The 23,835-nt window shown below is 65.9% G+C and carries 18 protein-coding genes and 2 pseudogenes; 11 read left to right on the top strand and 9 right to left on the bottom strand.

What is annotated here, in order from left to right:
• Positions 1–18: 18 nt before the first annotated feature.
• The 3 genes from DIE13_RS25125 to DIE13_RS25115 form a co-directional block, all read right to left on the bottom strand.
• Positions 19–1,377 carry an LLM class flavin-dependent oxidoreductase gene (locus DIE13_RS25125; protein ID WP_124829797.1) on the bottom strand — a complete coding sequence of 453 codons (1,359 nt, stop codon included), beginning with the start codon at positions 1,375–1,377 and terminating at the stop codon, positions 19–21.
• 101 nt (positions 1,378–1,478) lie between these two features.
• Complete coding sequence (locus DIE13_RS25120) at positions 1,479–2,420, bottom strand: ABC transporter substrate-binding protein (RefSeq protein WP_124829796.1); 942 nt, start codon at positions 2,418–2,420, stop codon at positions 1,479–1,481.
• 51 nt (positions 2,421–2,471) lie between these two features.
• Entirely contained in the window at positions 2,472–3,032 is a 561-nt protein-coding gene (locus DIE13_RS25115; protein WP_124829795.1) for a GNAT family N-acetyltransferase, read from the bottom strand.
• A gap of 268 nt (positions 3,033–3,300) precedes the next feature.
• Here DIE13_RS25115 and DIE13_RS25110 point away from each other — a divergent pair, with 268 nt between their 5' ends.
• The 5 genes from DIE13_RS25110 (at position 3,301) to DIE13_RS25090 (ending at position 8,704) form a co-directional block, all read left to right on the top strand.
• On the top strand, positions 3,301–3,687 hold the full coding sequence (locus tag DIE13_RS25110; protein ID WP_233410006.1) for an ATP-dependent protease: 387 nt from the start codon (positions 3,301–3,303) through the stop codon (positions 3,685–3,687).
• A gap of 20 nt (positions 3,688–3,707) precedes the next feature.
• Complete coding sequence (locus tag DIE13_RS25105; protein WP_124829793.1) at positions 3,708–4,628, top strand: LysR family transcriptional regulator; 921 nt, start codon at positions 3,708–3,710, stop codon at positions 4,626–4,628.
• Positions 4,629–4,724: 96 nt separating this feature from the next.
• Positions 4,725–6,134, top strand: coding sequence for an FAD-dependent tricarballylate dehydrogenase TcuA (gene tcuA, locus DIE13_RS25100; RefSeq protein WP_124829792.1), 1,410 nt, complete (start codon positions 4,725–4,727; stop codon positions 6,132–6,134).
• Positions 6,121–7,329: a tricarballylate utilization 4Fe-4S protein TcuB gene (tcuB, locus tag DIE13_RS25095; RefSeq protein WP_124829791.1), complete on the top strand. Its 1,209-nt coding sequence runs from the start codon at positions 6,121–6,123 to the stop codon at positions 7,327–7,329. Before tcuA ends, tcuB begins: the two co-directional genes overlap by 14 nt.
• A 55-nt stretch (positions 7,330–7,384) precedes the next feature.
• Positions 7,385–8,704, top strand: coding sequence for an MFS transporter (locus tag DIE13_RS25090; protein WP_124829790.1), 1,320 nt, complete (start codon positions 7,385–7,387; stop codon positions 8,702–8,704).
• Between the two features lie 57 nt (positions 8,705–8,761).
• Here DIE13_RS25090 and DIE13_RS33535 read toward each other — a convergent pair.
• Positions 8,762–8,851, bottom strand: a pseudogene (locus DIE13_RS33535) (class II aldolase/adducin family protein); the annotation flags it as partial.
• Between the two features lie 311 nt (positions 8,852–9,162).
• Between DIE13_RS33535 and DIE13_RS33530 the strand changes: the two are divergent.
• Both DIE13_RS33530 and DIE13_RS25075 read left to right on the top strand, forming a co-directional pair.
• A pseudogene (locus DIE13_RS33530) lies at positions 9,163–9,519 on the top strand (tyrosine-type recombinase/integrase); the annotation flags it as partial.
• Between the two features lie 286 nt (positions 9,520–9,805).
• Positions 9,806–12,184 carry a plasma-membrane proton-efflux P-type ATPase gene (locus tag DIE13_RS25075; RefSeq protein WP_124829789.1) on the top strand — a complete coding sequence of 793 codons (2,379 nt, stop codon included), beginning with the start codon at positions 9,806–9,808 and terminating at the stop codon, positions 12,182–12,184.
• A gap of 192 nt (positions 12,185–12,376) precedes the next feature.
• Here DIE13_RS25075 and DIE13_RS25070 read toward each other — a convergent pair whose 3' ends face one another.
• The 3 genes from DIE13_RS25070 to DIE13_RS25060 form a co-directional block, all read right to left on the bottom strand.
• On the bottom strand, positions 12,377–13,411 hold the full coding sequence (locus DIE13_RS25070; protein ID WP_124829788.1) for a succinylglutamate desuccinylase/aspartoacylase family protein: 1,035 nt from the start codon (positions 13,409–13,411) through the stop codon (positions 12,377–12,379).
• A gap of 231 nt (positions 13,412–13,642) precedes the next feature.
• Positions 13,643–13,930 (bottom strand): hypothetical protein, encoded by a 288-nt coding sequence (locus DIE13_RS25065; RefSeq protein ID WP_124829787.1) that lies wholly within the window; start codon positions 13,928–13,930, stop codon positions 13,643–13,645.
• Between the two features lie 260 nt (positions 13,931–14,190).
• On the bottom strand, positions 14,191–15,741 hold the full coding sequence (locus DIE13_RS25060) for a sensor domain-containing diguanylate cyclase (RefSeq protein ID WP_124829786.1): 1,551 nt from the start codon (positions 15,739–15,741) through the stop codon (positions 14,191–14,193).
• A gap of 513 nt (positions 15,742–16,254) precedes the next feature.
• Here DIE13_RS25060 and DIE13_RS25055 point away from each other — a divergent pair.
• From DIE13_RS25055 to DIE13_RS33525, 4 genes are read left to right on the top strand one after another with little or no spacing between them, the layout of a single operon-like run.
• Positions 16,255–19,131, top strand: a complete 2,877-nt coding sequence (locus DIE13_RS25055) for a xanthine dehydrogenase family protein molybdopterin-binding subunit (protein WP_124829785.1) — start codon at positions 16,255–16,257, stop codon at positions 19,129–19,131.
• Positions 19,128–19,814 (top strand): (2Fe-2S)-binding protein, encoded by a 687-nt coding sequence (locus DIE13_RS25050; RefSeq protein ID WP_124829784.1) that lies wholly within the window; start codon positions 19,128–19,130, stop codon positions 19,812–19,814. The genes DIE13_RS25055 and DIE13_RS25050 overlap by 4 nt, the downstream gene beginning before the upstream one ends.
• Positions 19,811–21,070 carry a cytochrome c gene (locus tag DIE13_RS25045; protein ID WP_124829783.1) on the top strand — a complete coding sequence of 420 codons (1,260 nt, stop codon included), beginning with the start codon at positions 19,811–19,813 and terminating at the stop codon, positions 21,068–21,070. Before DIE13_RS25050 ends, DIE13_RS25045 begins: the two co-directional genes overlap by 4 nt.
• On the top strand, positions 21,016–22,020 hold the full coding sequence (locus DIE13_RS33525; RefSeq protein ID WP_260435137.1) for a hypothetical protein: 1,005 nt from the start codon (positions 21,016–21,018) through the stop codon (positions 22,018–22,020). Before DIE13_RS25045 ends, DIE13_RS33525 begins: the two co-directional genes overlap by 55 nt.
• A 321-nt stretch (positions 22,021–22,341) precedes the next feature.
• Here DIE13_RS33525 and pal read toward each other — a convergent pair whose 3' ends face one another.
• Complete coding sequence (pal, locus tag DIE13_RS25035) at positions 22,342–22,833, bottom strand: peptidoglycan-associated lipoprotein Pal (RefSeq protein ID WP_124829781.1); 492 nt, start codon at positions 22,831–22,833, stop codon at positions 22,342–22,344.
• A gap of 304 nt (positions 22,834–23,137) precedes the next feature.
• Positions 23,138–23,764 (bottom strand): ubiquinol-cytochrome c reductase iron-sulfur subunit, encoded by a 627-nt coding sequence (gene petA / locus DIE13_RS25030; protein ID WP_124829780.1) that lies wholly within the window; start codon positions 23,762–23,764, stop codon positions 23,138–23,140.
• Positions 23,765–23,835: the final 71 nt, after the last annotated feature.

Here is a 23,835-nt window from a genome sequence, read left to right as displayed (position 1 = left end):
CAAGGCGACGCGGCGGCATCAGGCGTGCGCTTCGGCCGCGTTGTCCTGTATTTGCGCTGCGTTGTGCGCCGCATGGCGGCTCGCCTTGCGCGGCAGGCCGAGGTGATCGCGCAACGTGCTCCCCGGCAAGTCGCGGCTGTAGCGGCCGCGCGCCTCGAGCACCGGGATCACCTGTTCGATGAAATCGTCGACGCCCTGAGCCTGCACCGCGAAGCCGAGGATGAAGCCGTCGCCTGCGCCCGCATCGTGCCAGCGGATCAGTTCGTCGGCGACGTGCTCCGCCGTGCCGATGAAGTTCGGGCGCGGCGTCGCGACGGCGAGCGCCGTCTCGCGCAACGTCAGGTTCTGGCGCTTCGCGTCGGCCTTGATCCGGTCGGTAGTCGAGCGGAAGCTGTTGCGGCCGATATCGCCGAGTTCCGGGAACGGCGCATCGAGCGCGTATTGCGTGAAATCGTGGTGATCGAAATAGCGGCCCAGATACGCGAGCGCCTCGTCGATCGTCAGCAGGTTGCGGATCGCCTGGTATTTGTCCTCCGCTTCGGCCGCCGTGCGGCCGACGATTGGCCCGATGCCGGGGAATACCTTCACGTCGCCGGGCTGCCGCCCGTGCCCGACCGCGCTTTGCTTCACGCGCCGCGTGAACGCGGCCGTTTCGTCGAGCGACGGCGAATGCGTGAACACCGCGTCCGCGTATTTGCCCGCGAGCCCGATGCCGGTGTCGGACGAGCCGGCCTGGAAGATCACCGGCTGGCCCTGCGGCGAGCGCTGGATGTTCAGCGGGCCCGCGACCTGGAAGAAGCGGCCGTGATGGTCGAGCGTATGGAGCTTGTCGCGATCGAAGAAGCGTCCGGTCGCGCGATCGCGCACGAATGCGTCGTCGTCCCAGCTGTCCCACAGCCCCTGCACGACGTCGAGGTATTCGTCGGCGATCTCGTAGCGCAACGCGTGATCGGGATGCGCCTTGCCGAAATTCTTCGCGGTGCCTTCGAGCGGCGTCGTCACGACGTTCCAGCCCGCGCGCCCGCCGCTGATCGTGTCGAGCGACGCGAGCTGGCGCGCAACCGTGAACGGCTCGCTGTACGACGTCGAGATCGTGCCGGCGAGGCCGATCTTCTTCGTCGCGACCGCGAGCGCCGACAGCACGGTCAGCGGCTCGAAGCGGTTCAGGAAGTGCGGGATCGACTTCTCGTTGATGTAGAGGCCGTCCGCGACGAACGCGAACGCGATGCCGGCGGCTTCCGCCTTGCGCGCGACGCCGATCGCGAAGTCGAGGTTGATGCTCGCGTCCGGCGGGTTGCTCGGGTGCCGCCACGCGTTCATGTGGCTGCCTGCGCCTTGCAGCATCAGGCCGAAGGGAATCGGTCGTCGGGTCGTCATGGGAGCGTTACGCGTTATGGTCGGGGAAAAGTCTTGCCCAGCAATGAAAGCGAATAAGACATGGTGTTCGACGTTCCTGAGCAAGCGGGAAGGGGCGGCGCTCAGCTCTTCGGCAGGCCCGGCGGGTTCGTGCGTGACTGGTCGATCGCTTCGGACGCAAGGTTCCAGCGGTCGAGCACCTGCTGGTAGCGGCCGTTCCTGATCTGCGCGTTCAGCGCGACGGTCAGCGGATCGGCGAGCCCGCTGCCGCGGCGCGTCGCGATCGCGATGTCGGCCGTGCGGGGCCAGCCGCCGCTGATCGCGCCGACCAGCCGCGTCTTGCCTTGCTGCGCGCTCTGGTACGCGAGCACCGAATTCACGCTGAACACCGCGTCCGCGCGGCCCGACTGCACGGCGACGATCCGCATCGCCTGGTCGTCGTAGTACTGGATCTGCACCGGCTTCAGGCCGTGCGCGACGTTCTCGCGGTCCCAGGCGAGCAGGATCTTTTCCTGGTTGGTGCCGGCGTCGGTCACGATGCGCAGCCCCGCGACGTCCTTCGGCTCGCGGATCGACCGGATCTTGCTGTCGTTGCGCACGTAGAAGCCGACCTGATCCTTGCGGTAGGTCGAGAAATCGAACTTCTGCTTGCGTTCCTCGGTGACGGTGACGTTCGAGATCACCGCGTCGACTTTCCCCGACTCGAGCGCGAGCGGCCAGTCGGCCCATGCGAGCGGCACGATCTTCAGCTTGCGGCCGAGGCTGTCGGATACGAGCTGGCCGACGTCCGCGTCGAAGCCGACCACGGTGCGCGCGTCGGTCGCATACGTGCTGATCGGCGGCAGGCTCGGCGCGATGCCGATCGTCAGCGTGCCGGCTTCGGCGAACCTGAACGACGCGGGGACCGCGCGCTCGACGGCTGCATCGGCCTTGCCGCGCGGGCGGGTGAGCTGCTCGGGGCTCAGGTCGAACGTGGCGGCGGCCGCGGCGATCGCGGTCAGGCCGATCAGGGCGGCGGCCAGCGTGCGGGCTGCACGCGGCGTGAACGGTATGGCTCGTGGCATGAAGTCGTCCTGTTGTTGTCGTGTCGTACGGAGCGGGATGACGCGATGCGCTCAGCGCGGCAGCACCGCTTCGGGCAGCGGCGCCCAGAGGTCGGCGAGCGTCGATGTGCGGGACGGATCGGCGAGATCCTTGCCGAAGCGCAGGTGGAAATACGCTTCCGGGTCGATCGACGAATCGAACAGCCGCGTATAGCCGGTGCGGTCGTAGAGCGCCCATGCTTCGGGCTGGCGAAAGCCGGTGGTCAGGTACACGCGCCGATAGCCCTGCTGCGCGGCGCGCCGCTCGAGCGCGTCGACGATCACGCGTGCGAGCCCCTGGCGGCGCAGGTCCGTGCGGGTCCAGATGCGCTTGAGTTCGGCGGTCTGCGCGTCGTAGCGTTTGAAGGCGCCGCCGCCGATCGTCTCGCCGTCGCGCAGCAACAGCACGAACGCGCCTTCGGGCGGCGCGAACAGCTCGGCCGGATAGCGGGCCAGTTCGTCGCGCGCGGACGCGCGGCTGTCGGGGCGGTATGCGTCGTAGCGTGTCGCGTATTCGTCGATCAGCGCGTCGATCAGCGGCTGGGCGCGGACATCGAGCGGCGTCGTGTCGATGATGCGGTCGTTCGTGGCCATGGGCATCGCGAAGGGCGCGCGATGCGGACGTTCCTGTCGGGCTCGGGGCACATGGCCCGGCCGGTCTGTTCCGTTATCGCGACGCGGTTGTCGTGATGACGGCGGCCGGTGTGCATCCCGCGATGCATTCGGCAGGCCGCCGCCGTTTCGAACACGTTAGCGGCGCGGCCGGCAAAGGCGAACGAAGCAATTTCGATAAGGATTTCGCGAGGGGAGTCAGAAGGCTTGCAGGGAGAGGGGGGCAGGCATTCACGACCGGTGGTCGGCATTGGCGCTTGAGTGCCGGCCTGACGCTTGCGGCGATGCTTTCTACACGGCCGTGCAAGCGATGCGCGCCGAGGCCGATTACGACCGCGAACGAGATGAGTGGATCTCTCGCTATATCGACGAGCACGGTGGCGGCGCGGACGATGCAGAATACGACGCCCTGCACGCGCAAGCCCAGGCAACCCCGGAATACGCGCAGTTCGTCGATGCGGTTCGCCGGGAAGTCCTGGAATACTTCGGCGTGACCGGCGAGCAACTGGACTGGATGGTCGTGCTGCGCAATGACGACAGCGATGTGCTGTGGACGGAAGTCAACCGGCGGCGCAGCGCGCCGGGAACCTGTGAGCCGAGGATTGTCCGACGACGTTCTGTCAAAATACCCGCTTAATCCTCTTGACCGATCGCGACATGGAACTCAGACAACTACGCTATTTTCTCAGCGTCGTGGAACATGGAAGCATGGGCAAGGCAGCGCTGGAACTCGGCGTGGTGACCTCGGCATTGAGTCAGCAGATCAGCCGTCTCGAAGGCGAACTGTCCACGCGTCTGCTGCAACGCACCTCGGGCGGCGTCGTTCCGACCGACGCAGGTTTGGCGTTCTGGCGTCAGGCGCAACTCGCGCTGCGTCATATCGACGATGCCGCGATCGCTGCACGCTCAGCCCGTCTGTCGGGCCATGTCAGCGTCGGCATGGCGCCGAGCACGGCGAGCGTGCTAGGTGTCGCATTCATGCAGGCCATGCGCTCGCGCTATCCCGATGTGCGGCTGCACATGGTCGAAAGTCTCTCCGGCTATCTTGCGTCCATGCTGAGCGCGCGTCAGATCGATCTCGCCGTGCTGTTCCGTGAGGAGTCCGCGCAACGCTGGAGTGTGCTGCCGCTGCTGGACGAGCGGCTGTTCCTGATCGGCGCGGGAGATCTCGACGGCATGCCGATAAGCGCATCCGTCCGGCTGAAAAATCTCGGCAGGCTTCCGCTCGTTCTTCCCAGCGGCACGCACGGGCTGCGTTCGCTGCTGTTATCAGCATTCAGGCGCGCCGAATACGAGCCGAACATCGTCGCCGAAGTCGACGGCCTTGCACTCCTGATGGACTTCGTCCGCACCGGCATCGGCGCGACCATACAGCCTGGCGCGGCGCTCGCAAGGCCCGAGAACGTGATACTGACGAGCGTGCCCGTCGCGGATAAATACGCCACACGGCCCAACATGCTCACCAGCATCTCCGACGACGAACTGTCTCCCGCCGGTCTCGCTGCGCGCGTGGTGCTCGCCGATGTCGCCCGTCAACTGGTGCAGGAAGGCCGCTGGCCCGGCGCGCGGCTGCGGTAGCCTCGGTCTTCACAAAAAGTGAAGCCCCCTTGACGGCTGGCTGGTAGCGACGCGGGCACGAGACCTTTACGATTTGTCCAAAAGGAGACAAGTCTGATGGTCGATGTGCTCGTAATCGGAGGAGGCAATGCCGCGCTGTGCGCCGCATTGATGGCGCGCGAAGCGGGCGCCTCGGTCCTGCTTCTCGAATCCGCGCCGCGCGAATGGCGCGGCGGCAACTCGCAACACACGCGCAATCTGCGCTGCATGCACGATGCGCCGCAAGACGTGCTCGTCGATGCCTATCCTGAAGAGGAATTCTGGCAGGACCTGTTGAAAGTCACCGGCGGCATCACGAATGAGCATCTCGCGCGGCTGACGATCCGCGCGTCGTCGTCGTGCCGGCCGTGGATGCAGAAGCACGGCGTACGCTTCCAGCCGCCGCTGTCCGGCGCGCTGCACGTGGCACGCACCAACGCATTCTTCATGGGTGGCGGCAAGGCGCTCGTCAACGCGTATTACCGCAGCGCCGAAGCGCTCGGCGTCGATATCCGCTATGAAACACCCGTCGATTCGCTTGAACTCGACGGCAGCCTCTTCATCGCAGCCCGCAGCGGCAGCCAGCGCTTCGAGGCACGCGCCTGCGTGCTGGCGGCAGGCGGCTTTGAATCAAATCGCGAATGGCTGCGCGAAGCGTGGGGGCAAAACGAGCGGGGCGAATGGCCCGCCGACAACTTCCTGATTCGCGGCACGCGCTTCAACAAGGGCGTGCTCATCAAGCATATGACCGACGCCGGTGCGGACATGATCGGCGACCCGTCACAGTCGCACTGCGTCGCCATCGATGCACGCGCGCCGCTGTATGACGGCGGCATCTGCACGCGCATCGACTGCGTGTCGCTGGGCGTCGTGGTGAATCGTGACGCCGAGCGCTTCTACGACGAAGGCGAGGATTTCTGGCCGAAGCGCTATGCAATCTGGGGACGGCTCGTTGCGCAACAACCGGGGCAGATCGGCTATTCGATCATCGACTCGAAAGCCATCGGCCGCTTCATGCCGCCGGTGTTTCCGGGCGAAAAGGCCGATACGCTGCCGGAACTCGCGCGCAAACTCGGGCTGCCGGAAGCGCGCTTCATGGAAACGCTCACGCGCTATAACGATTCATGCCGCGACGGCACCTTCGACCACACCGCGCTCGACGACTGCCACACCGAAGGTCTTGCGCCGCCCAAGACGCACTGGGCGCGCCGCATCGAGACGCCGCCGTTTTACGGTTATGCGTTGCGGCCAGGCATCACGTTCACATATCTCGGACTCAAGACTAATGACCGCGCGCAGGTTCACTTCGGCGGCAATGCCAGTGAGAACCTGTTCGTGGCCGGTGAAATGATGGCCGGCAACGTGCTCGGCAAGGGCTATACAGCGGGCGTCGGCATGTCGATCGGCACGGCCTTCGGGCGCATTGCCGGGACGCAGGCCGCGCGCGCCGCACTCAAAACGACGGAGGCAACCAGTGCAGCAGTCTGACTCGCTCACGCCCGAACGCATGCGCACGACGTTATCGGTCGATACGAAAAAAGCGTCGCACGGCAGCACGGCGCGCGTGATCCCCATTGTGCCGATGAGCGCCGGCGAAACCGAAGTGGCACGGCAGATGCAGATCTGCAACGCCTGCCGCTATTGCGAAGGCTTCTGTGCCGTGTTCCCGGCCATGACGCGCCGCCTGGAATTCGGCAAGCCGGACGTCAACTATCTGGCGAATCTCTGCCACAACTGCGGCGCATGCTATCACGCGTGCCAATACGCGTCGCCGCACGAATTCGGCGTGAACGTGCCGAAAGCGATGGCCGAAGTCCGGCTCGAAACCTACACCGAATACGCATTTCCCGCGTCGTTCGGCGCGCTGTACAAACGCAACGGCCTGACTTTGTCGGTTGCACTGGCGGCCGGACTCGCGCTGTTTCTGCTGCTCGGTATGGCATTACACGGCGGTTTGTCGGGAGATGTCGCGCCAGCGAACTTCTACGCGATCTTCCCGCACAACCTGCTCGCGGCGATGTTTGGCATCGTTTTCCTGTTCGCCATTCTCGCGCTCGGCGTGGGTGTCACGCGCTTCTGGCGCGACGTGTCGGCAGGAACCGCGAGCGCGCCAGCCGTCGCGGAAGCGGCCAAGAACGCGCTGACCCTCAAGTATCTGGACGGCGGCCACGGCGACGGCTGCAACGAAGAGAGCGATGCCTTCACACTGGCGCGGCGCCGTTTCCATCACCTGACGTTCTACGGCTTCATGCTGTGCTTTGCGGCAACCGCAGTTGCGACGCTCTATCACTATGCATTCGGTCTGGAAGCGCCGTATCCGTTTCTGAGCGCGCCGGTGTTGCTGGGAACCGCGGGCGGCATTGGACTGATTGCGGGGTCGGCGGGACTGCTGTGGCTGAACCTGAAACGCGTTCCGGAGCGGGGCGATGCCCGTCAGCGTCCGATGGACCGCGGCTTCATCGCGCTCCTGCTTCTGACGAGCGCATCCGGTCTCGCGCTGCTCGCGCTCCGCACGACCTCGGCGATGCCGTCGCTGCTCGCGATTCATCTCGGCATCGTGATGGCGCTGTTCGCCACGCTGCCTTACGGCAAGTTCGCGCACGGCATCTTCCGCTCGGCGGCGTTGCTCAAATCGTCAGTAGAGAAGCGGCAACACAACACACCGAGCCTCAGTCCGGATTAGCAGTCGTCAGGGCGCCTTGGGCGCCCATCACTATAGACAAGAAGCAGGAGACGCAATGAACCGCACAGAATCGATCGCCGCTACGTCCGGCGTTTCGCCCATGACGAGGGCCGCCGCCGTGTTGCGCGTGACCAGCGGCAATTTCATCGAACAGTTCGATTTCTTTCTGTTCGGCTTCTACGCGACATCGATCTCGAAGATCTTTTTCCCGTCCACCAGCGAGTTCGCCTCGCTGATGCTCACCTTCGCGGTGTTCGGCGCGGGCTTTCTGATGCGTCCGCTCGGTGCGATCTTTCTCGGCGCGTACATCGACAAGGTCGGACGGCGCACCGGGCTGATCGTTACGCTGTCGATCATGGCGAGCGGCACCATTCTGATTGCCTGCGTGCCCGGGTATGCGACGATCGGCCTGCTCGCGCCGGCGCTCGTGCTGCTCGGGCGTCTGTTGCAGGGCTTCTCGGCGGGCGCGGAACTTGGCGGCGTGTCCGTCTATCTCGCGGAAATGGCGACGCCCGATAACAAGGGCTTTTACACGAGTTGGCAGTCGGCGAGCCAGCAGGTCGCCATCGTCGTGGCGGCAGCCATCGGTTACGGGCTGAACCAGTGGCTCTCCGCGCAGCAGATCGGTGCATGGGGCTGGCGCGTGCCGTTTTTCATCGGCTGCGCGATCGTGCCGTTCCTGTTCATGCTGCGCCGTTCGCTGCAGGAGACCGCAGCGTTCGAAGCGCGGCGGCATCATCCGCAGGTGCGCGAGATTCTTGCGATGCTGCTCGGCAACTGGCGCACCGTTATCGGCGGCATGCTGCTGACGGCGATGACCACCACCACCTTCTATCTCATCACCGTCTATACGCCGACCTTCGGGAAGTCGGTGCTGAAGCTGTCCACCTCCGACAGCCTGGTGGTCACGCTGCTTGTGGCCGCATCGAATTTCGTCTGGCTGCCGATCGGCGGCACGATTTCCGACCGCATCGGCCGCAAGCCGGTGCTGCTCGCCATTTCCATGCTGGCGATCTTCACGGCTTATCCGGCGCTGTCCTGGCTCGCCGATGCACCAAGCTTCGCGCGCATGCTGATCGTTCTGCTGTGGTTCTCGTTCTTCTTCGGCATGTATAACGGTGCGATGGTCGCCGCGCTCACCGAAGTGATGCCGGTCGAAGTGCGCGTCGCGGGCTTCTCGCTGGCGTTCAGTCTCGCGACGGCGCTGTTCGGCGGCTTTACGCCGGCGGTATCGACCTATCTGATCCAGGTCCTGCATGACAAGGCCGCACCAGGCTACTGGCTGAGCTTCGCTGCGCTCTGCAGCTTGTGCGCGACGCTCAGGCTGTACCGTCGTCGCCCGGGCAGCAACGCGTCGGCGGCATCGTCGGCCTGATAGCGAATGCATCGGCGCGTTTACGTAACCCCGGCTTCGCACCGGGCTTTCGCTTTTTCAGCGGCGACAAGAAGGGTCGATGTGGTCCAGCTTGCGCAGCAACGCAGGCCACTCCATCTTGCCGTAGGAGCGGCGCGTCTGTGGCCGACAGCTCATGTGCCCGGAGCGCAGATTATGGGCTGAAGGCCTGTTCGACTGACCGACGAGTGGGCTTGCTTGCCGGGAATTTTTCATCTGCATGTCGGCAGACGATCATCGGAACGTGCGGCTGGCATTGGCCGCATTTATCGATCACCTGTTGACGAGCTGATTTTACCGGCTCGCATGCCAATGGCTGAGCGCCCGATATTGCCTGAAAGGAGATTGTCATGGAAGCCGGGAAAGTCGTCGCTGCCCACCACATGCCGTGAAACAAGGGCAAGCTCACCGGGCAGAAGCGGCCGTTAAAGCTCCGGGAAATCTGGGCGATCCGGACAAGACTGCAGATGACGCCGAACGTCCGCGAACTCGCGATGTTCAATCTCGCGATGGATAGCAAGCTGCGGGCGTGCGACCTTACGCGGTTGCAGGTCCAGGATATCTGTCACGGAAGCCATGTGGCGTCCTGAGCGACAGTCATGCAGCGGAAAACCCAGCGCCCGGTGTAATTAGAGATCACGGAACAAACCCGTGAGAGCCTCGAAGCCTGGATCGAAGCGCGGGGACTGAAGGCGGCGGATTTTCTGTTCCCGAGCCGGATTCATACGTCGACGATGCCCTCGAGATGGTGGAGCAGACCGAGGTTTGACGGCACGGCGGCCGGCGAGCGGTCGCTTGCCGGCCATGAGGGGGCGTTCGTCGATACGTCGCAAACGGCGTTTGAATGACCGCTATAAACTACATTACGGCCCGTGCGCAGCCATTGAGCGTCGGCGTGCCGCTTCGCTGCTGGATCGACGGACGTCACTTGATTGCGGTGTTGGTCACCCCCCAAACGGCTGAAACCCGCGACCGCCTCCGAAGCGTCGTTATGCTTGGCGTCGCGATATGCTTGGGGGCTCGGCACATGTCGCGCCCGACGCAGACAGCGCACACCTCGACTGTCGCGGACTATGCCTCACAATGACAATCGCTGTTGAACCGCCCGCTGACGCCGTAGAAGCACTGCCGACCACCGACCGCGCGGCAGGACTTGCGTTGGCCGAGGCGCAACGTCGCCTGCAATCATTCGGCGTCAATGCTGTCGAAGAGATTCGCACGCCGCGATGGCGCCAGCTTCTCGGCAAGCTCTGGGGGCCTGTGCCCTGGATGCTCGAAGCGGTGATCGTGCTACAGGTGATGCTTCATCGTGTCCAGGAGGCGCTGGTCATCCTGTTTCTGCTCGCTTTCAACGGCCTTGTCGCCTTCATGCAGGAGCGTCGCGCGCAGGACGCGCTGACTTTGCTGCGACGGCAATTGCAGGTCAACGCGCGCGTGCTGCGCGACTCGCATTGGAGCCGTCTTTCCGCGGCGCAACTGGTTCCCGGAGATGTGGTGCACGTGCGAGCGGGCGACATCGTCCCGGCTGATCTGGTTTTGTTCGATGGAGCCGTGACGCTGGATCAGTCGGCGCTGACCGGCGAGTCTCTCGCCGTCGATGCGGGTCCTGGACAGTCCGCGTACACCGGGTCGATCGTGCATCAGGGCGAAGCCAGCGGCGAAGTGATTGCCACCGGCTCGCGAACTTACTTCGGCCGGACTGCGGAGCTCGTGCGCACATCCAGCGCGCCCGGCCATATGCAGCGCACGATTTTCTCGATCGTCAAGCGCCTCGTCGCATTCGACCTCGTGCTCGTGGTACTGGTCATCCTTTACGCCGCGACGCATGGTCTGCCGTTGGGCGATACCGTGGTGTTCGCGTTGTTGCTGCTCGTCGCGTCGGTTCCGGTCGCCTTACCGGCGACCTACACTCTGGCCACGGCGATCGCGAGCACACGCCTTTCAAAACAGGGGGTTCTCGTTACAAGGCTGCCTGCGGTAGAGGAAGCTGCGGCAATGGACACACTTCTGTCCGACAAGACCGGTACATTGACGCAGAACACGCTGTCTGTCGCCGGGGTCAAGGCATTGGCGGATGTCGACGAGGGCACCGTCCTGCGCGCTGCAGCGATGGCCTGCGACGATGCATCGCAAGACTCGCTCGACCTTGCGATCCTTTCTGCTTATCGCAGAAACGCGCAGGCCGCGCTTCTCCCCGCGCGCGCGAATTTTCTGCCCTTCGATCCGACAACACGATTCAGCGAAGGTATCTATGTCGTCGATGGACAAGAGTGGCATGCCCTGAAAGGCGCGACCAGCGCAGTATTCGAACATTGCGGTGCCGACGCGGCGCAGCGTCAGGCCGCGCAAGACACGGGAAGGGAGTTGGCCGCTGGAGGCGCGCGCGTGATCGCGGTTGCCGCGGGTCCGGTGGGCGCGATCCGACCTCTCGGCCTGGTCGGTCTCTCCGATCCGCCTCGGGACGACGCTGCCGAACTCATCGTAAAACTCGGCCAGCTTGGCGTGAGAGTCTGCATGGCCACCGGAGACGCGCTGGAGACAGCGCGGGCAATCGGACAAAGACTTGGGTTGGGCACACGTATCTGCGTTCCGCGCGAAGACGACCTGCAACAACCAGAAAAATGCGACATCTTCGCTCGCGTGCTGCCCGAAGAGAAGCATGCCATCGTCAGCGCTCTGCAGCGGGCCGGACACGTGACGGGGATGACGGGCGACGGCGTCAATGATGCGCCCGCGCTGCGACAGGCGGAACTCGGGATCGCCGTAGCCAGTGCTACCGATGTGGCCAAGGCCGCAGCGGGCGTTGTCCTGACCGATCCAGGCCTGAGCGGTGTCCTGACTGTGGTCGGTACGGGGCGAGAAGTGCACCGGCGCATGCTCACGTATATTCTCAACAAAATTGTCAAGACACTTGAGATTGTCGTTTTTCTTACACTCGGTCTCTGGCTCACGAAAGGTTTTGTGATCTCACCGCGGCTGATCGTGCTGCTGCTGTTCGCTAACGACTTCGTTACGATGAGCATCGCAGCCGACCGCGTTCGACCGGCGGTCCAGCCGCAACAATGGCGAGTCGGGCAGCTTGTCGGCGCCGCGGCCGTGCTCGCAGCAGTTTCGCTTGCGTTCACGCTTTCGCTGTATGGCGGGGCACGCACACTGCTTGGGCTGAGTGCCGAACAGATGCAGACGATGGTGTTCCTGCTGCTGGTATTCACCACGCAGGCCAATATCTACGTACTCCGCAACGACGGGCGAATGTGGGCGTTCGCCCCGGGGATTCTCATGGCGTGGGCCAGCGCCATCGACGTCGTCCTGGTGAGTTTGATGGCCGTGACTGGAACGTTGATGGCAGCTGTCCCGCTGACGCTCGTCGGAGCCCTGATCTGCGCCGTCGCCCTGTTCGCTATTCTTCTCGACCGAATCAAGAGTGTCGTGTTTCGGCGCTTCATGCTCAGCGGCGCGTAAATGGCGCTCGCACGTCATAGACATGGCGCCGACGCACGTCGCCGGGCTCTCGACTCAAAGACTCGATGATCGTTGTCACCAAATGACCGGTAAAAGTGTACGAAATCTCGCGCGTGCGGCGAATCGGTCCGGCACCGCCACCGGCGGGGCATTCCATGTTCATGATTTCCCGAACGAATCGGATCGGACTCGTTACCCGATGACCCTTGCCGGTGTCGACGCCTCCGCCAGCTGAAACAGACAATCCCCGCGCCGCACCTGCGCGGGCACGCGTTTGCACACCACTTCGCCGTCGCCCTTGAAGCGATGCAGCACCGGTTCACGCAGCGGCGTATCGGGGAAGTGCACCCACGCAGCCGGCTGCCCGGCCTTCACCTGGTCGCCGAGTTCGACGAGCGGTTCATACAGCCCGCGTTCGTACGCATAGACGAAGTGACGATCGCCGTCGACGCGCAGGAAGCGCGTGACGGTCGGCGGCGCGTCGGGCACGAGCGCGCCGTGCAGCAGGCCGATATAACCGAGGTAGTGCAGCAGCCCGTGGCGGCCGAGCCGGATCAGCGACGGGTCGGCCATGCCTGCGCCGCCCAGTTCGGTCACGATCGAGATCGCGCCTTGCCGACGCGCAGCCGACGCCGAATGCACCGGATTCGGCGCATGCAGCAGCGCATTCGGCAGCCCGAAGGCGCCGAGCAGCCCGTTGAGCTTCGCTGCCTCGTCGTCATCGAGCGGATCGATCGCGAGCATGTTGCCGCCCTGGTACAGCAGCGAGCTGCCGCCGGAATGCAGGTCGACCAGATACTGCGCGCGCGACAGCAGCGCATGCTCGATGTAGTGCGCGATCATCTGCGTCGGCGTGCCGGTCGGGTCGCCGGGGAAGCTGCGGTTCAGGTTGCCCTCGTCGAGCGGCGACACACGCAGGCCCGCGTCGGCCGCGGGGAAGTTGGCCATCGGCAGCAGGATCAGTTGCCCGCTGACCATCTCCGGGTCGATCTCGCGCATCAGCTGCGACACGATGATCTGGCCTTCGTATTCGTCGCCGTGATTGCCGGCCATCACGAGCGCGACGGGGCCATCGCCGTTGCGGATCGATGCGATCGGAATCGGCAGCCAGCCGTAGGCGGAGCGATGCACGGAGTGCGGCAGCCGCAGGTAGCCCGCATGCTTGCCCTGGGCATCGAGGTCGATTTCGCAGTGGATGGGATTTCGGAGGGAGGAGGAAGCGGTCATGGCGGCGGCGTTCGAAGAACGTAATCCACCATCTTATCGGGAAAAGACCGCCGCGCGGCGCTTGGCGCGCACTGGATGCCGGCCGGCCCGCGTATGAACGCGCGGCGTGCTGCACGGGCGCTCACGTGCGATGTTGCAACGCTGAGATGCCTGCCGGCGCGTGCTGCAGCCGGGGCGCGCCCCGGTTCGCGTCAGTCCGTTGCCGGCGCGGGTCCGACGCATGTCACCGCTTCAGCGGCCCGACGTTTCAGCTTCGAGACGGCCTTCCTCCCACAGCACCCAGAAACGGCTGCCGCCGCGATATGGATTCGCGCGACGTGCCGCGTAATCGGCGATGCCCTGACGGAACGCACCGTATAGCGTCAGCGGCGGGTTGTCGACGCATGCGGCTTCGCGAACGGTCTCGCGGGCGGCGGCCGGGCGGCGCGAGGAAACGAGCCGGCGGATCAACGATGCGCCGTCGATCACTTCCTGTCGATCGATGCGCTCGGTGCGGCTGAGGACTTCGACGGTATTCATGTGCGGGCTCCCTGACATCCTGTTTCAAGGACAAGGAGCAATAAAAGTGCCAGTCATGAAATATCGTCCGCCGCGTCGATCGTGCCGGCTTCTGCGGCGAACGTGATGCGCGGCGCGCGACGATGTTACGGAACACGTCACGTGACACGGACTGCCGCGGCGAAACATGTGCGCACACGGGTCAAGCCGCGCATGGCGCAAAGCGTTTCGGAATTGAATTGAGGAAAGTGCCGGCGATGCGGCGGCGCGGACGAACGCGCTCAGTTCGCAGCGGCGGGCGCGACGCGCCGGCTGCCGGCCGAATAGAACCGGTAGATTCCCTTGCCGGCGGACTTCGCGTCGTACAGCGCACTGTCGGCTTGCCGGATCAGTTCGTCGGGGGATTCGTGCCCGTCGTCGAGTGCGATGCCGATGCTGATCCCGAGGCTCACCGTCTCGCCGACCGACAGCGCATACGGCGCCGAGATCTGCCGGATGATCCGCGCGGCGAGCAGCGAACACGCGTATGTCGTCGTATCGCCGAGCGCGACGATGAATTCGTCACCGCCGACGCGCGCCGCGATGTCGCCCGGCGGCAACGTCTTGCCGAGCCGCTCGGCGACCTGCGTGAGCACGTCGTCGCCGGCGTGGTGGCCGAAGCGGTCGTTGATCGCCTTGAAGCCGTCGAGGTCGAGATACATGACGGCGAGCGCCGGGCCCGGCACGCGTGGCCGATGCGCGAGCATCCGTTTGAGTTCGGTGTGCAGCTCGTGGCGGTTCGGCAGCCCCGTCAGCGCATCGTGCCGCGCGAGATGCCGGATGTGCTGCTCGGTTTCGCGGCGCGTGGTGACGTCCTCGACGATGATCACCGCGTTTCCGTCGGGCACGCGATGGCGCGTCAGTTCGAGCTGGCGGCCGTCGGCCAGCGCGATGTCGAACGGCGCGGGTTCGTCGCGCTCCAGCCAGACCGCGCACTGCGCGGCGAGGCCGGCATCGCGCGGATCGGTCACTGCGTTCGTGCCGAGCGCCGCGACGACGTCGGGCAGCGGCATGTCGAGCATGATCTCGCGCGGCGAGCCGAACAGCTGCGCGGTGCGCCGGTTGGCGACGATCACGCGGCGCTCGCCGTCGATCATGCACAGGCCGTGCGGCATATAGGTGAGCGCGGCGTCGAAGCGGGCGACGAGCTCGGCGTTGCGCTGACGTGCCGCGATCAGCGCAACGAGCACGCGGTAATGGCGCTGGACGACCGTACGCATTGCCGCGAGATAGATCACCAGCGGCGGCAGCAACAGCCACGCGCCGGGCCGCGTGACCTGCAGCGCGCCGATGCCGAGCGGCACCACGCCGAGCGTCACCTGCGTCATCGCGAGCCGCGGCAGTGCCGAATTGCGCGACGCGATTCCGCCGAACACGCCGCCGGCGACCATCACCGACAGCGTGCCAAGCTCGACGTCGGACGCCTCTATGCACCCCATCACGCCGAGACCGAGCACGAAGCATGCGGCGAGCGACACGGGCGCATAGCGCCGCGCCCAGTACTCGGCGCGATCGTCGCCGGCGTCGCGGCGCACCGCGTACGCGCGTGCGATCGCGAGCCGCGCGGCGAGCAGGCCGACGTCGACGACGAGCCACACGAGACACCAGAGTTGATGCAGACGGATCAGTGCGATGGCCGCGACGAATGCGCTCGCGAGGCCGGACAGCGCCATCGGTCGAACGTCTTCGAACAGCGTGACTAGCATCGACGGGCGCAGCGCGGCCGTCACGCGGTGGTTGCCGCAGGGAGGAGTGGCGAGAACGGAGTTCAGGATGCGTGCCCTGACTGCCATAGCTTTTTGACCTCGACACGACGTCGATTCATGGCCGGCGGCCCCGCACTGTACGTGGCGGTATGGCCGGCGCCCCGGATGCGCACGACATTATCATGAAACATGGGTTGCGCGGAGGGGCCGCGCGTGCCTGCACAAGCCTGGGCGAGTAGTCGTAAACCACGCCCGCGGGAGGCTTGCGCATTCGCCGGCGCGGGGGCAGGATCGTTGCCAACGGGACGATATCGGGTAGCCGGCCGCAGACCGGCTTGTCCGTGCGTCGCGCGTGAGCGCCGATGGTCCGCGACGACCCGCCGCGATCGGGGCGCCCCGTCCGGCACGACGCAATCGCACACGAATTTCGCTCCGCGATCGGATGCCGGAGCCCTGTCCGAATCCCGTTATAAGAAATTCAATAAGTATTTCATGTGAGAAATACTATAGGCGATATATCTAAAACAATGCCAGAATGCGCGCCGCTCCGAACGTCGCGACACCCGATCGCCGTCCGAGCCGCATCAGGAGGTTCCCCCAATGAAAAACCACGGCCTGTCACGGCGGGGTTTTCTGAAAGCCAGCGTGCTGGCGGGCGTCGCGGTCTACGTCGCGCCCATCGGCAGCCGCGCATTCGCGGCGCTCTTCGAAGAAAAACTCCTCACCCCCGTCAAATGGGATAGCGTCACCGGCGTCCCTCAATTCCGCATCGACGGCATCGCGAAGGTTACGGGCTCGAAAGTGTTCGCCCGCGACGTGCGCGCCGCCGACATGCCGCACTGGCCGCAGCAGCAGTCGCATGCGCTGATCCTGCGCGTCACGCAGGCGGACCGCACGTACGAAGGCTTCGACCTGTCGCTGCTCGGCGACGAGCTCAAGCCGGACCGCGTGGTCACGGCCGACGATCTCGCGCGCGACGGCGTCGCGTTCCCGACGTTCTACGGCGACGACATGCTGTTGCCCGCCGGCAAGACGCCTGCGTATCTCGGCCATGCGGTCGCGATCCTCATCTACCACGACTTCGCGCGCTTCCGTTTCGCGAAGAACGCGCTCAAGTTCCGCGACGACGTGATCCGCTACGGCGCGGTTACGGGCCCGCTCGAGCGCGACCCGTGGGGCACCTTCCGCTACGTGCGGGTCGGCGGCAAGACGGCCTATGACGACGACGTCTATTCGAGCCTGAAGGACGCGCCGATCTTCCCGAGCATGATGCGCAAGCATCTGCCGGTCTGGCCGGACGGCAAGGAGCACGGCAAGCTCGACGAGCAGGGAATGTTCCTCGCCGGGCAGATCGCCGCCGAACTCGATCATCCGTCGCCCGACTGGCTCGTGTTCGACCGCGAGTACAACACGCAGTCGGTCGATACGGCCGCGCTCGAACCCGACAACGCGAACTGCTGGTACGACGCCGCGACGCAGTCGATGCACCTCGTCGTGCCGACCCAGTCGCCGCTCGAAGTGGCGGAGAACGCGGCCGCGATGGTCGCGAAATGCCGCTTCCCCGTGAAGAAGCTGTTCGTGCATCCGTGCTACACGGTCGGCTACGGCTCGAAGGATCACTGCAACGTGCCGTTCTACGGCCTCGTCTGCGCGCTATACGCGGACGGCCGCCCGGTGCGTTTCGCGAACGACCGCTACGAGCAGTTCCAGACGTCGCTGAAGCGTCACGCGTTCAAGATGCATTACCGGATCGCGGTCGATCGCAACACGGGCCTGCTGCAGTCGTTCAAGGGCGACTTCGAGGCGAACGGCGGCGGCCGGAGCAATTTCTCGCCGTCGGTGGCGATGGTGGGCGCGACGGCTGCGCAATCGATCTACTACTTCCCGAAGAGCGACCTCGCATCGGTCGCGATCGCGTCGCGCGCGATCGACGCCGGCTCGGCACGCGGCTACGGCACGCTGCAGAGCATGGCGGCGACCGAAATGGCGGTCGACGAAATCGCCGCGCAACTGAACCTCGACCCGATCGATTTCCGGCTGCGCAACGCGCTGCGCTCGGGGATGAAGAACACCCAGGGGGCGATTCCCGCCGGCGCGCTGCGCGTCGCGGAAGTGCTGGAGCGCGCGAAGCAGCATCCGTTGTGGACGCACCGAGTCGAGCGCAAGACCGAGTTCGAGGCATCGAACCCGGGCAAGCGCTACGGCGTCGGTTTCGCGTGCGTGCAGAAGGACTTCGGCACGGGTGCGGAAGCGTCGTTCGCGAAGGTCGAATTCGACGAGAACGGCAAGGTGTCGTTGCATCACACGGCCGCCGAAATCGGCACCGGGATGTCGACGTCGCAGGCCGTCGCGGTCGCGAAATGGCTCGGCCGCCCTGCGACGGAAGTGCGCGTCGCCGTGACCGAGTGGCCGGACCTGCCGGTCGAGACGAGCGGCGATCCGTACCTGATGTCGCAGGCCGACCAGGATCGCCTGAGCGCGAATCCGCGCTGGTCGCCGGGCTATGCGTCGCCGTCGAGCGCGACGAACTCCGCGTACTACTTCACGCACAGCACGCGCGAAGCCGCGCGCGCCGTGTTCCGCTACGGGCTGTGGCCGGCTGCGATGTCGATCTGGACGCGCGGCCTCGGCGGCGGCCAGGCGGCGCCGTACACGATCCGCTTCGAGGACGCGCGCTGGGTCGACGGCAAGCTGACCGCCGACGGCCTGGAGCCGCTGACGTTCGAGCAGCTCGCGAAGCAGGCGCATGCGCTCGGCCTGCCGACGGGCGCCGTCGTGCACGTATTCAACCGCTGGCAGTGGACCGACGCCGAGTTCGAAGTGGGCGGCGCGGTCGATCGTCTGCCGATCGACGCGCTGTCGCTGCGCGTCGGCGCGCCGAAGACGGGCGACGACGGCCCGATTCCGGGCACCGCCGCGCCGGCCGGCGCGACCGCGATGCACGGCACGCTCGCGCCTACCGCGAACGGCTACCGCGTGCTGGACCGCAAGCGCGTGTTCATTCCGCCGACGAGCCGCAACAACGCGGCCGTCACGTACTACACGGCGGTCGGCACGCTCGTCGAGCTGGCCGTGCACGAATCGACCGGCAAGGTCGAACTGCTCACGCATCACTCGATCATGGAGTGCGGCAACCAGATCTCGCCGCAACTCGTGTCGGGCCAGTTGCAGGGCGGCCTCGCGATGGGCATCGGCCATGCGCTGCACGAGTACCTGCCGCTTTACGAAGACGGCCCCGGCAACGGCACGTGGAACTTCAACCGTTACCAGCTGCCGCGCGCGACCGACGTCGCAGTGTGGTCGCAGACGGGCGACATCCTGCCGCCGCTGTCCGAGACCGATCCGCCGAAGGGCGTCGCCGAAGTGGTGATGATTCCCGTCGTCGGCGCGATCGTGAACGGCATCGCGCACGCGATCGGCCATCGTTTCACCGATTTGCCGGTGACCCCGCAAAAGATCCAGGAGGTGCTCGCATGACGACCGCCCAAACCGTCGCGTCGGCCGCGAGCGCCAGCGCGGCTGCGACCGGCGCTTCCGCGCCGAACGCGGCTTCGGCCGCCCCGGCATCCGCACCCGCTGCCGCGCCGGCACCTGTCGAGCGCCCGCTCGTCCGGTTCCAGCAGAAGCCGCTGTCGGTGAACATCAACGGCAAGTCCGTCGGCCCGATGCAGGTGCCCGAGGGGCTGATGATGATCGAGTTCCTGCACGAATACGCAGGCCTCACCGGTTCGCGGCTCGGCTGCGGGCAGGGCATCTGTCACGCGTGCGTCGTGATCGTCGACAAGCCGGACGGCACCAGCGAGGAAATGCGCACCTGCATCACCGGCGCGCACTTCTTCCACGGCAGCTCGATCCGCACGATCGAAGGCCACGCGAAGCGCAATGACGCCGGTGAAGTGGTCGAGCTGTCGCCGATCCAGCAGAAGTTCCTCGAGCATTTCAGCTTCCAGTGCGGCTACTGCACGCCGGGCTTCGTCAACGCGGCGACCGTGCTGATCGAGCGTCTGAAGCGCGAGCCGATCGCGAAGGCCGATGTCGAGTACACGATTACCGATGCGCTGAACGCGCACATCTGCCGCTGCACGGGTTACGTCCGCTATTACGAAGCCGTGAAGGACGTGATTTTGACGACGCCGGGACTCGTGAAGGACGCCGCATGAAACGCACATTCGCCCATCGTGTCGCACGGGCCGCGGGCTTGCCCGCGATCGCGGCCGCCTGCGCGCTGCTGCTCGCCGCCTGCGGCGGCCATGACGCGCCGGTATCGAGCGCGGCGTCCGGCGCGCCGGGCGCCGACCAGGTCGCGCGAGGCCGCTATCTCGTGAAAGCCGCCGACTGCGCGGCGTGCCACACCGCCAGGGACGGCGCGCCGTTCGCCGGCGGCGCACCGCTCGAATCGCCGTTCGGCACGTTCTACGGCTCGAACATCACGCCTGACAAGGATCATGGAATCGGCAACTGGAGCGCGGACGAGTTCTACGCCGCGCTGCACGACGGCAAGGCGCCGGGCAAGCGGCTGTATCCGTCGATGCCGTACACGTCGTACCGGCAGCTCACGCGCGCCGATACCGACGCGATGTACGCGTACCTGCAGACGGTGAAGCCGGTTGCGCAGGAAAACCGCAAGCACGATCTGAAGTTCCCGTACAACCTGCGCTTCGGCATGGTGTTCTGGGACATGGTGTTCCTGAAAGACAGCCTGCCCGACGCGTCGAGCGGGCAATCCGCCGACTGGCAGCGCGGCCGCTATCTCGCGGGTGCGCTCGGCCACTGCGCGGAATGCCACACGCCGCGCGCGTTCACCGGCCAGCTCGACGGCGCGAAACCGTTCGCGGGCGCCGCGCTCGGCCGCGTGGCCGCGCCCGACATCACGCCGGCCGGCCTCGCCGCGCGCGGCTGGACGGGCACCGACCTGCAGACGTTCTTCGGCGTCGGCATCGCGCCGCAAGGCTCGGCGTTCGGCGAAATGTATCCGGTCGTGCACCTGAGCACGCAATACATGACGCAGGGCGACTTGCGTGCGCTGTCCGTGTACCTGCTCGGCGATACGCCACCGGCGCCGCAGCCGGTGAAGCCGGTGTCGGCCGACGCGCAGCAGCTCGCGGCCGGCCGCTCGGTGTATCTCGCGGTGTGCGCGGGCTGCCACGGCTTCAACGGCGAAGGCAAGCCGCACGTCGCGGTGCCGATGAACGGCAATTCGACGCTGCGTCAGGCCGACTCGCGCAACCTGCTGGTCGCGATGCTCGACGGCATCGACGAGCAGAAGTTCGCCGGTCTTGAAAACCTGCAGCCGATGCCGGGTTTCGCGCACACGCTAAGCGACGACGAACTCGCGCAGCTCGCGAATTACCTGCGCGCGACGTGGGGCGGCCAGCCCGCCAGCGTCACGCCGGCGGACGTGAAGGCCATGCGTTAAGCCGTCACGAAGGGCGGGGCGTCGCGCGCGATGCGGCCGGTTTCCGGCCGTGCCTGCGCGGGGCGCTCCGTCTGCGATTGTCCGGTGGCGTTTCGGTAGCCGCCGCCTCCGCCGCTCGAACTGCCGCCGCCGTACCGGCTCATGCCGGACCCCGCGAAGTGCCGCAGTCCGGCGATGTACATCCCGCCGACCGCAGCAGCGTCAGCGCCGCAATCGCCACCGCGGCCAATCTCGCCGATTTCATTTCAATCTCCGTGCAGTGCACGCGCCGCATGGCGAGCGGATTCGCTCGAGCCGTGCGACCGCGCGATGACGATCCGGGCGGGCGGTTTATTCCATGCTTTTTGCCTATCGTCGCGCGGGGCCGGATCGGATGCGTGCTGCGCCGGCTTGGTACACTCCGGCACGCCGCCATTCCGATTCCGACGACAGAAACCATGAGTGCCACGCTCGAGCGCCCGCCGCGCAAATCGTCACGTCTATCCGCGCCTGTCGTGTTCGGCTGCGTGTCGTTCGCCGTCGGTGCTCCGCTGGTGGCCGCGCTCGTATGGCCGCTCGTGATGCTGGTTGCGTGGTCCGTGATCAACGGCCCGCAATGGGACACGCTGAAGCTTTGCGCAGGCATGGTGCCGCTGATCTTCGTCGCGTCGTTCCTGTTCGGCTATGTCCTGCCGGCGATCGTTGCGGGCGGCATCATGGGGGCGATCGGCACGCGCATCCGGCGACGCGGGTTCTTGCTGCTCGGGGTGATCGTCGGCGCGAGCGCGATGACCGGCTATGCGCTGCTGAAGGCCTTCCTGCTGGGCATGGACGAGATCGGCGGCATCGACGGCGTCGCCATACTCGATTCGTTCGTCACGTCGGCGGTAATGTCGCACTGGCTGCATCGGCGGCTCGAACGCGCGAAGCGGGCGGATAACGGCGAGCCGGCGCGCGACGGCCCCGCATAGCGATCCGCATCGTTTGCAGTCGGCGCGGCGCGGGTCGATAGTCCTGTCACGAGATGACCCGTCTCCAGCGGATCGCAGCCCGTCCTACCCGACTTGCGGCGACCGACGCCCCGCAATGCACAAGCCCGCGCGACACCTCCGTTCTGGATCTATCGTCGCATCTCGCCGCCGGCCGCGGCACTTCCCGCCGTGTTCCGCACCGATCCCGCAGGCATCCGGATCGCGCAGCGGCAGACGGCCGGGGCGGGCGGTTCGCCCCGGCGATGTCGCTGCACTGCGGGTAATGCGTGAAGACGATGCCGCCGTTGCGGCGGCATCCGATCAACGATAGACGAGATCGGCGCGGCGGTTCTGCGCCCACGATGCTTCGTCGTGACCGAGCGCGACCGGCTTTTCCTTGCCGAGGCTGACGGCCTCCAGCTGCGAGCCCGGCACGCCCAGCGTTTCGAGCGCGCTCATCACGGCTTGCGAACGGCGTTCGCCAAGCGCGAGGTTGTATTCGGACGTACCGCGTTCGTCGGTGTTGCCCTGGATCAGCACATGGCGCGCCGGATGACTGCGCAGGTAGTTCGCGTGTGCCTGCAGCAGCGATTCGTATTCCGGCTTCACCGAGTAGCTGTCGAAATCGAAATAGACGCTGCGCTTCGCGAGCGGGCTGTTCGGATTGTCGAGATCGTCGGCCGTGACCGTGGCCACTGCCTGGCTCGAGGGCGGCGGCGTCATTCCCGCGTTCTCGGGCGTTTTCGCCGCATGGTGGCAACCCGCCAGCAGCGCGAAGGTTGCCACGACCGCAAATCGGTTCATTTTGCTCATTGTGTGTCTCCTGCGGTTGACTGCGTGGAAAGCGTCGTGCGTGCAAACGGCCACGTCACGTATCCGGTCGCGACTGGCGCGAAAGTGCCGGCTTTCCGTCAGCGATGCGAGTGTTTTCGTAAGCCGGCGATGCGCCATATGAAAGATTGTCGTGGCCGGAACACCGGAATATGGCGCCGCTGCAATTAGCTTAGGAAAAATGTCACAGCGTGACTAGTTTCTCCGTTTATTCGGGGCAGGGAAGCGCAGGACGCGTTCTTGCTCGCGCGAGCGGCACGGAATGCGCGCTCGGGCTCGTGACGGGTTACGCGTCGCCGTGTTCGTCCCGGCCGATCACGAGTCCGGTGTGCGACGTGAACAGATAACGCGGTACGTCGAGGTTCTGCGGTGCAGGCTTGTCGCGGAACACGCGCCCCGCGAGATCGTAGGTCGAACCGTGACACGGGCACAGGAACCCGCCGGGCCAGTCGTCGGGCAGGTTCGGCTGCGCGCCCGGCTGGAAGCGCGGAATCGGCGTGCAGCCCAGATGCGTGCAGACGCCGACGACCACCAGCAGATTGCGGCGGTCGGCCCGCGCGCGGAACGGGTTGCGGCAGTAGTCGGGCAACGGCATCGAGAACGGATGCAGCGAGTCCGGATCCGCGACCATCGGCGTGGCTTTCGTAACGGCGTCGAGCATCGCCGCCGTCCGGTTGACGATGAAGACCGGTTTGCCGCGCCAGCCGACCGTCATCATCGCGCCTTCGGCGAGCCCGCCGATATCGACGGTGACCGGCGCGCCGGCCGCCAGTGCGCTTGCCGGCGGCGACAGCGAATCGACGAACGGAATCGCGGTCGCGATGCAGCCGATACCGCCGGTGACGGTCGTCGCGATGAGCAACGTGCGCCGGTGCGTGTCGATGGGTTCAAGCGGCAGGGAAGGCGTGTTCATGACAGGCTCCGCCATCGTCGAAAGGCGCCGCGCACGGGGTGCGCGCGGCGCGCGGCAAGCATGCGCCGCCG

Source organism: Burkholderia sp. Bp9016, assembly GCF_003857765.1.
Taxonomy (GTDB): domain Bacteria; phylum Pseudomonadota; class Gammaproteobacteria; order Burkholderiales; family Burkholderiaceae; genus Burkholderia.
The sequence above is the reverse complement of the archived record's forward strand: the minus strand, read 5'-3'. Positions and strand labels throughout refer to the sequence as shown.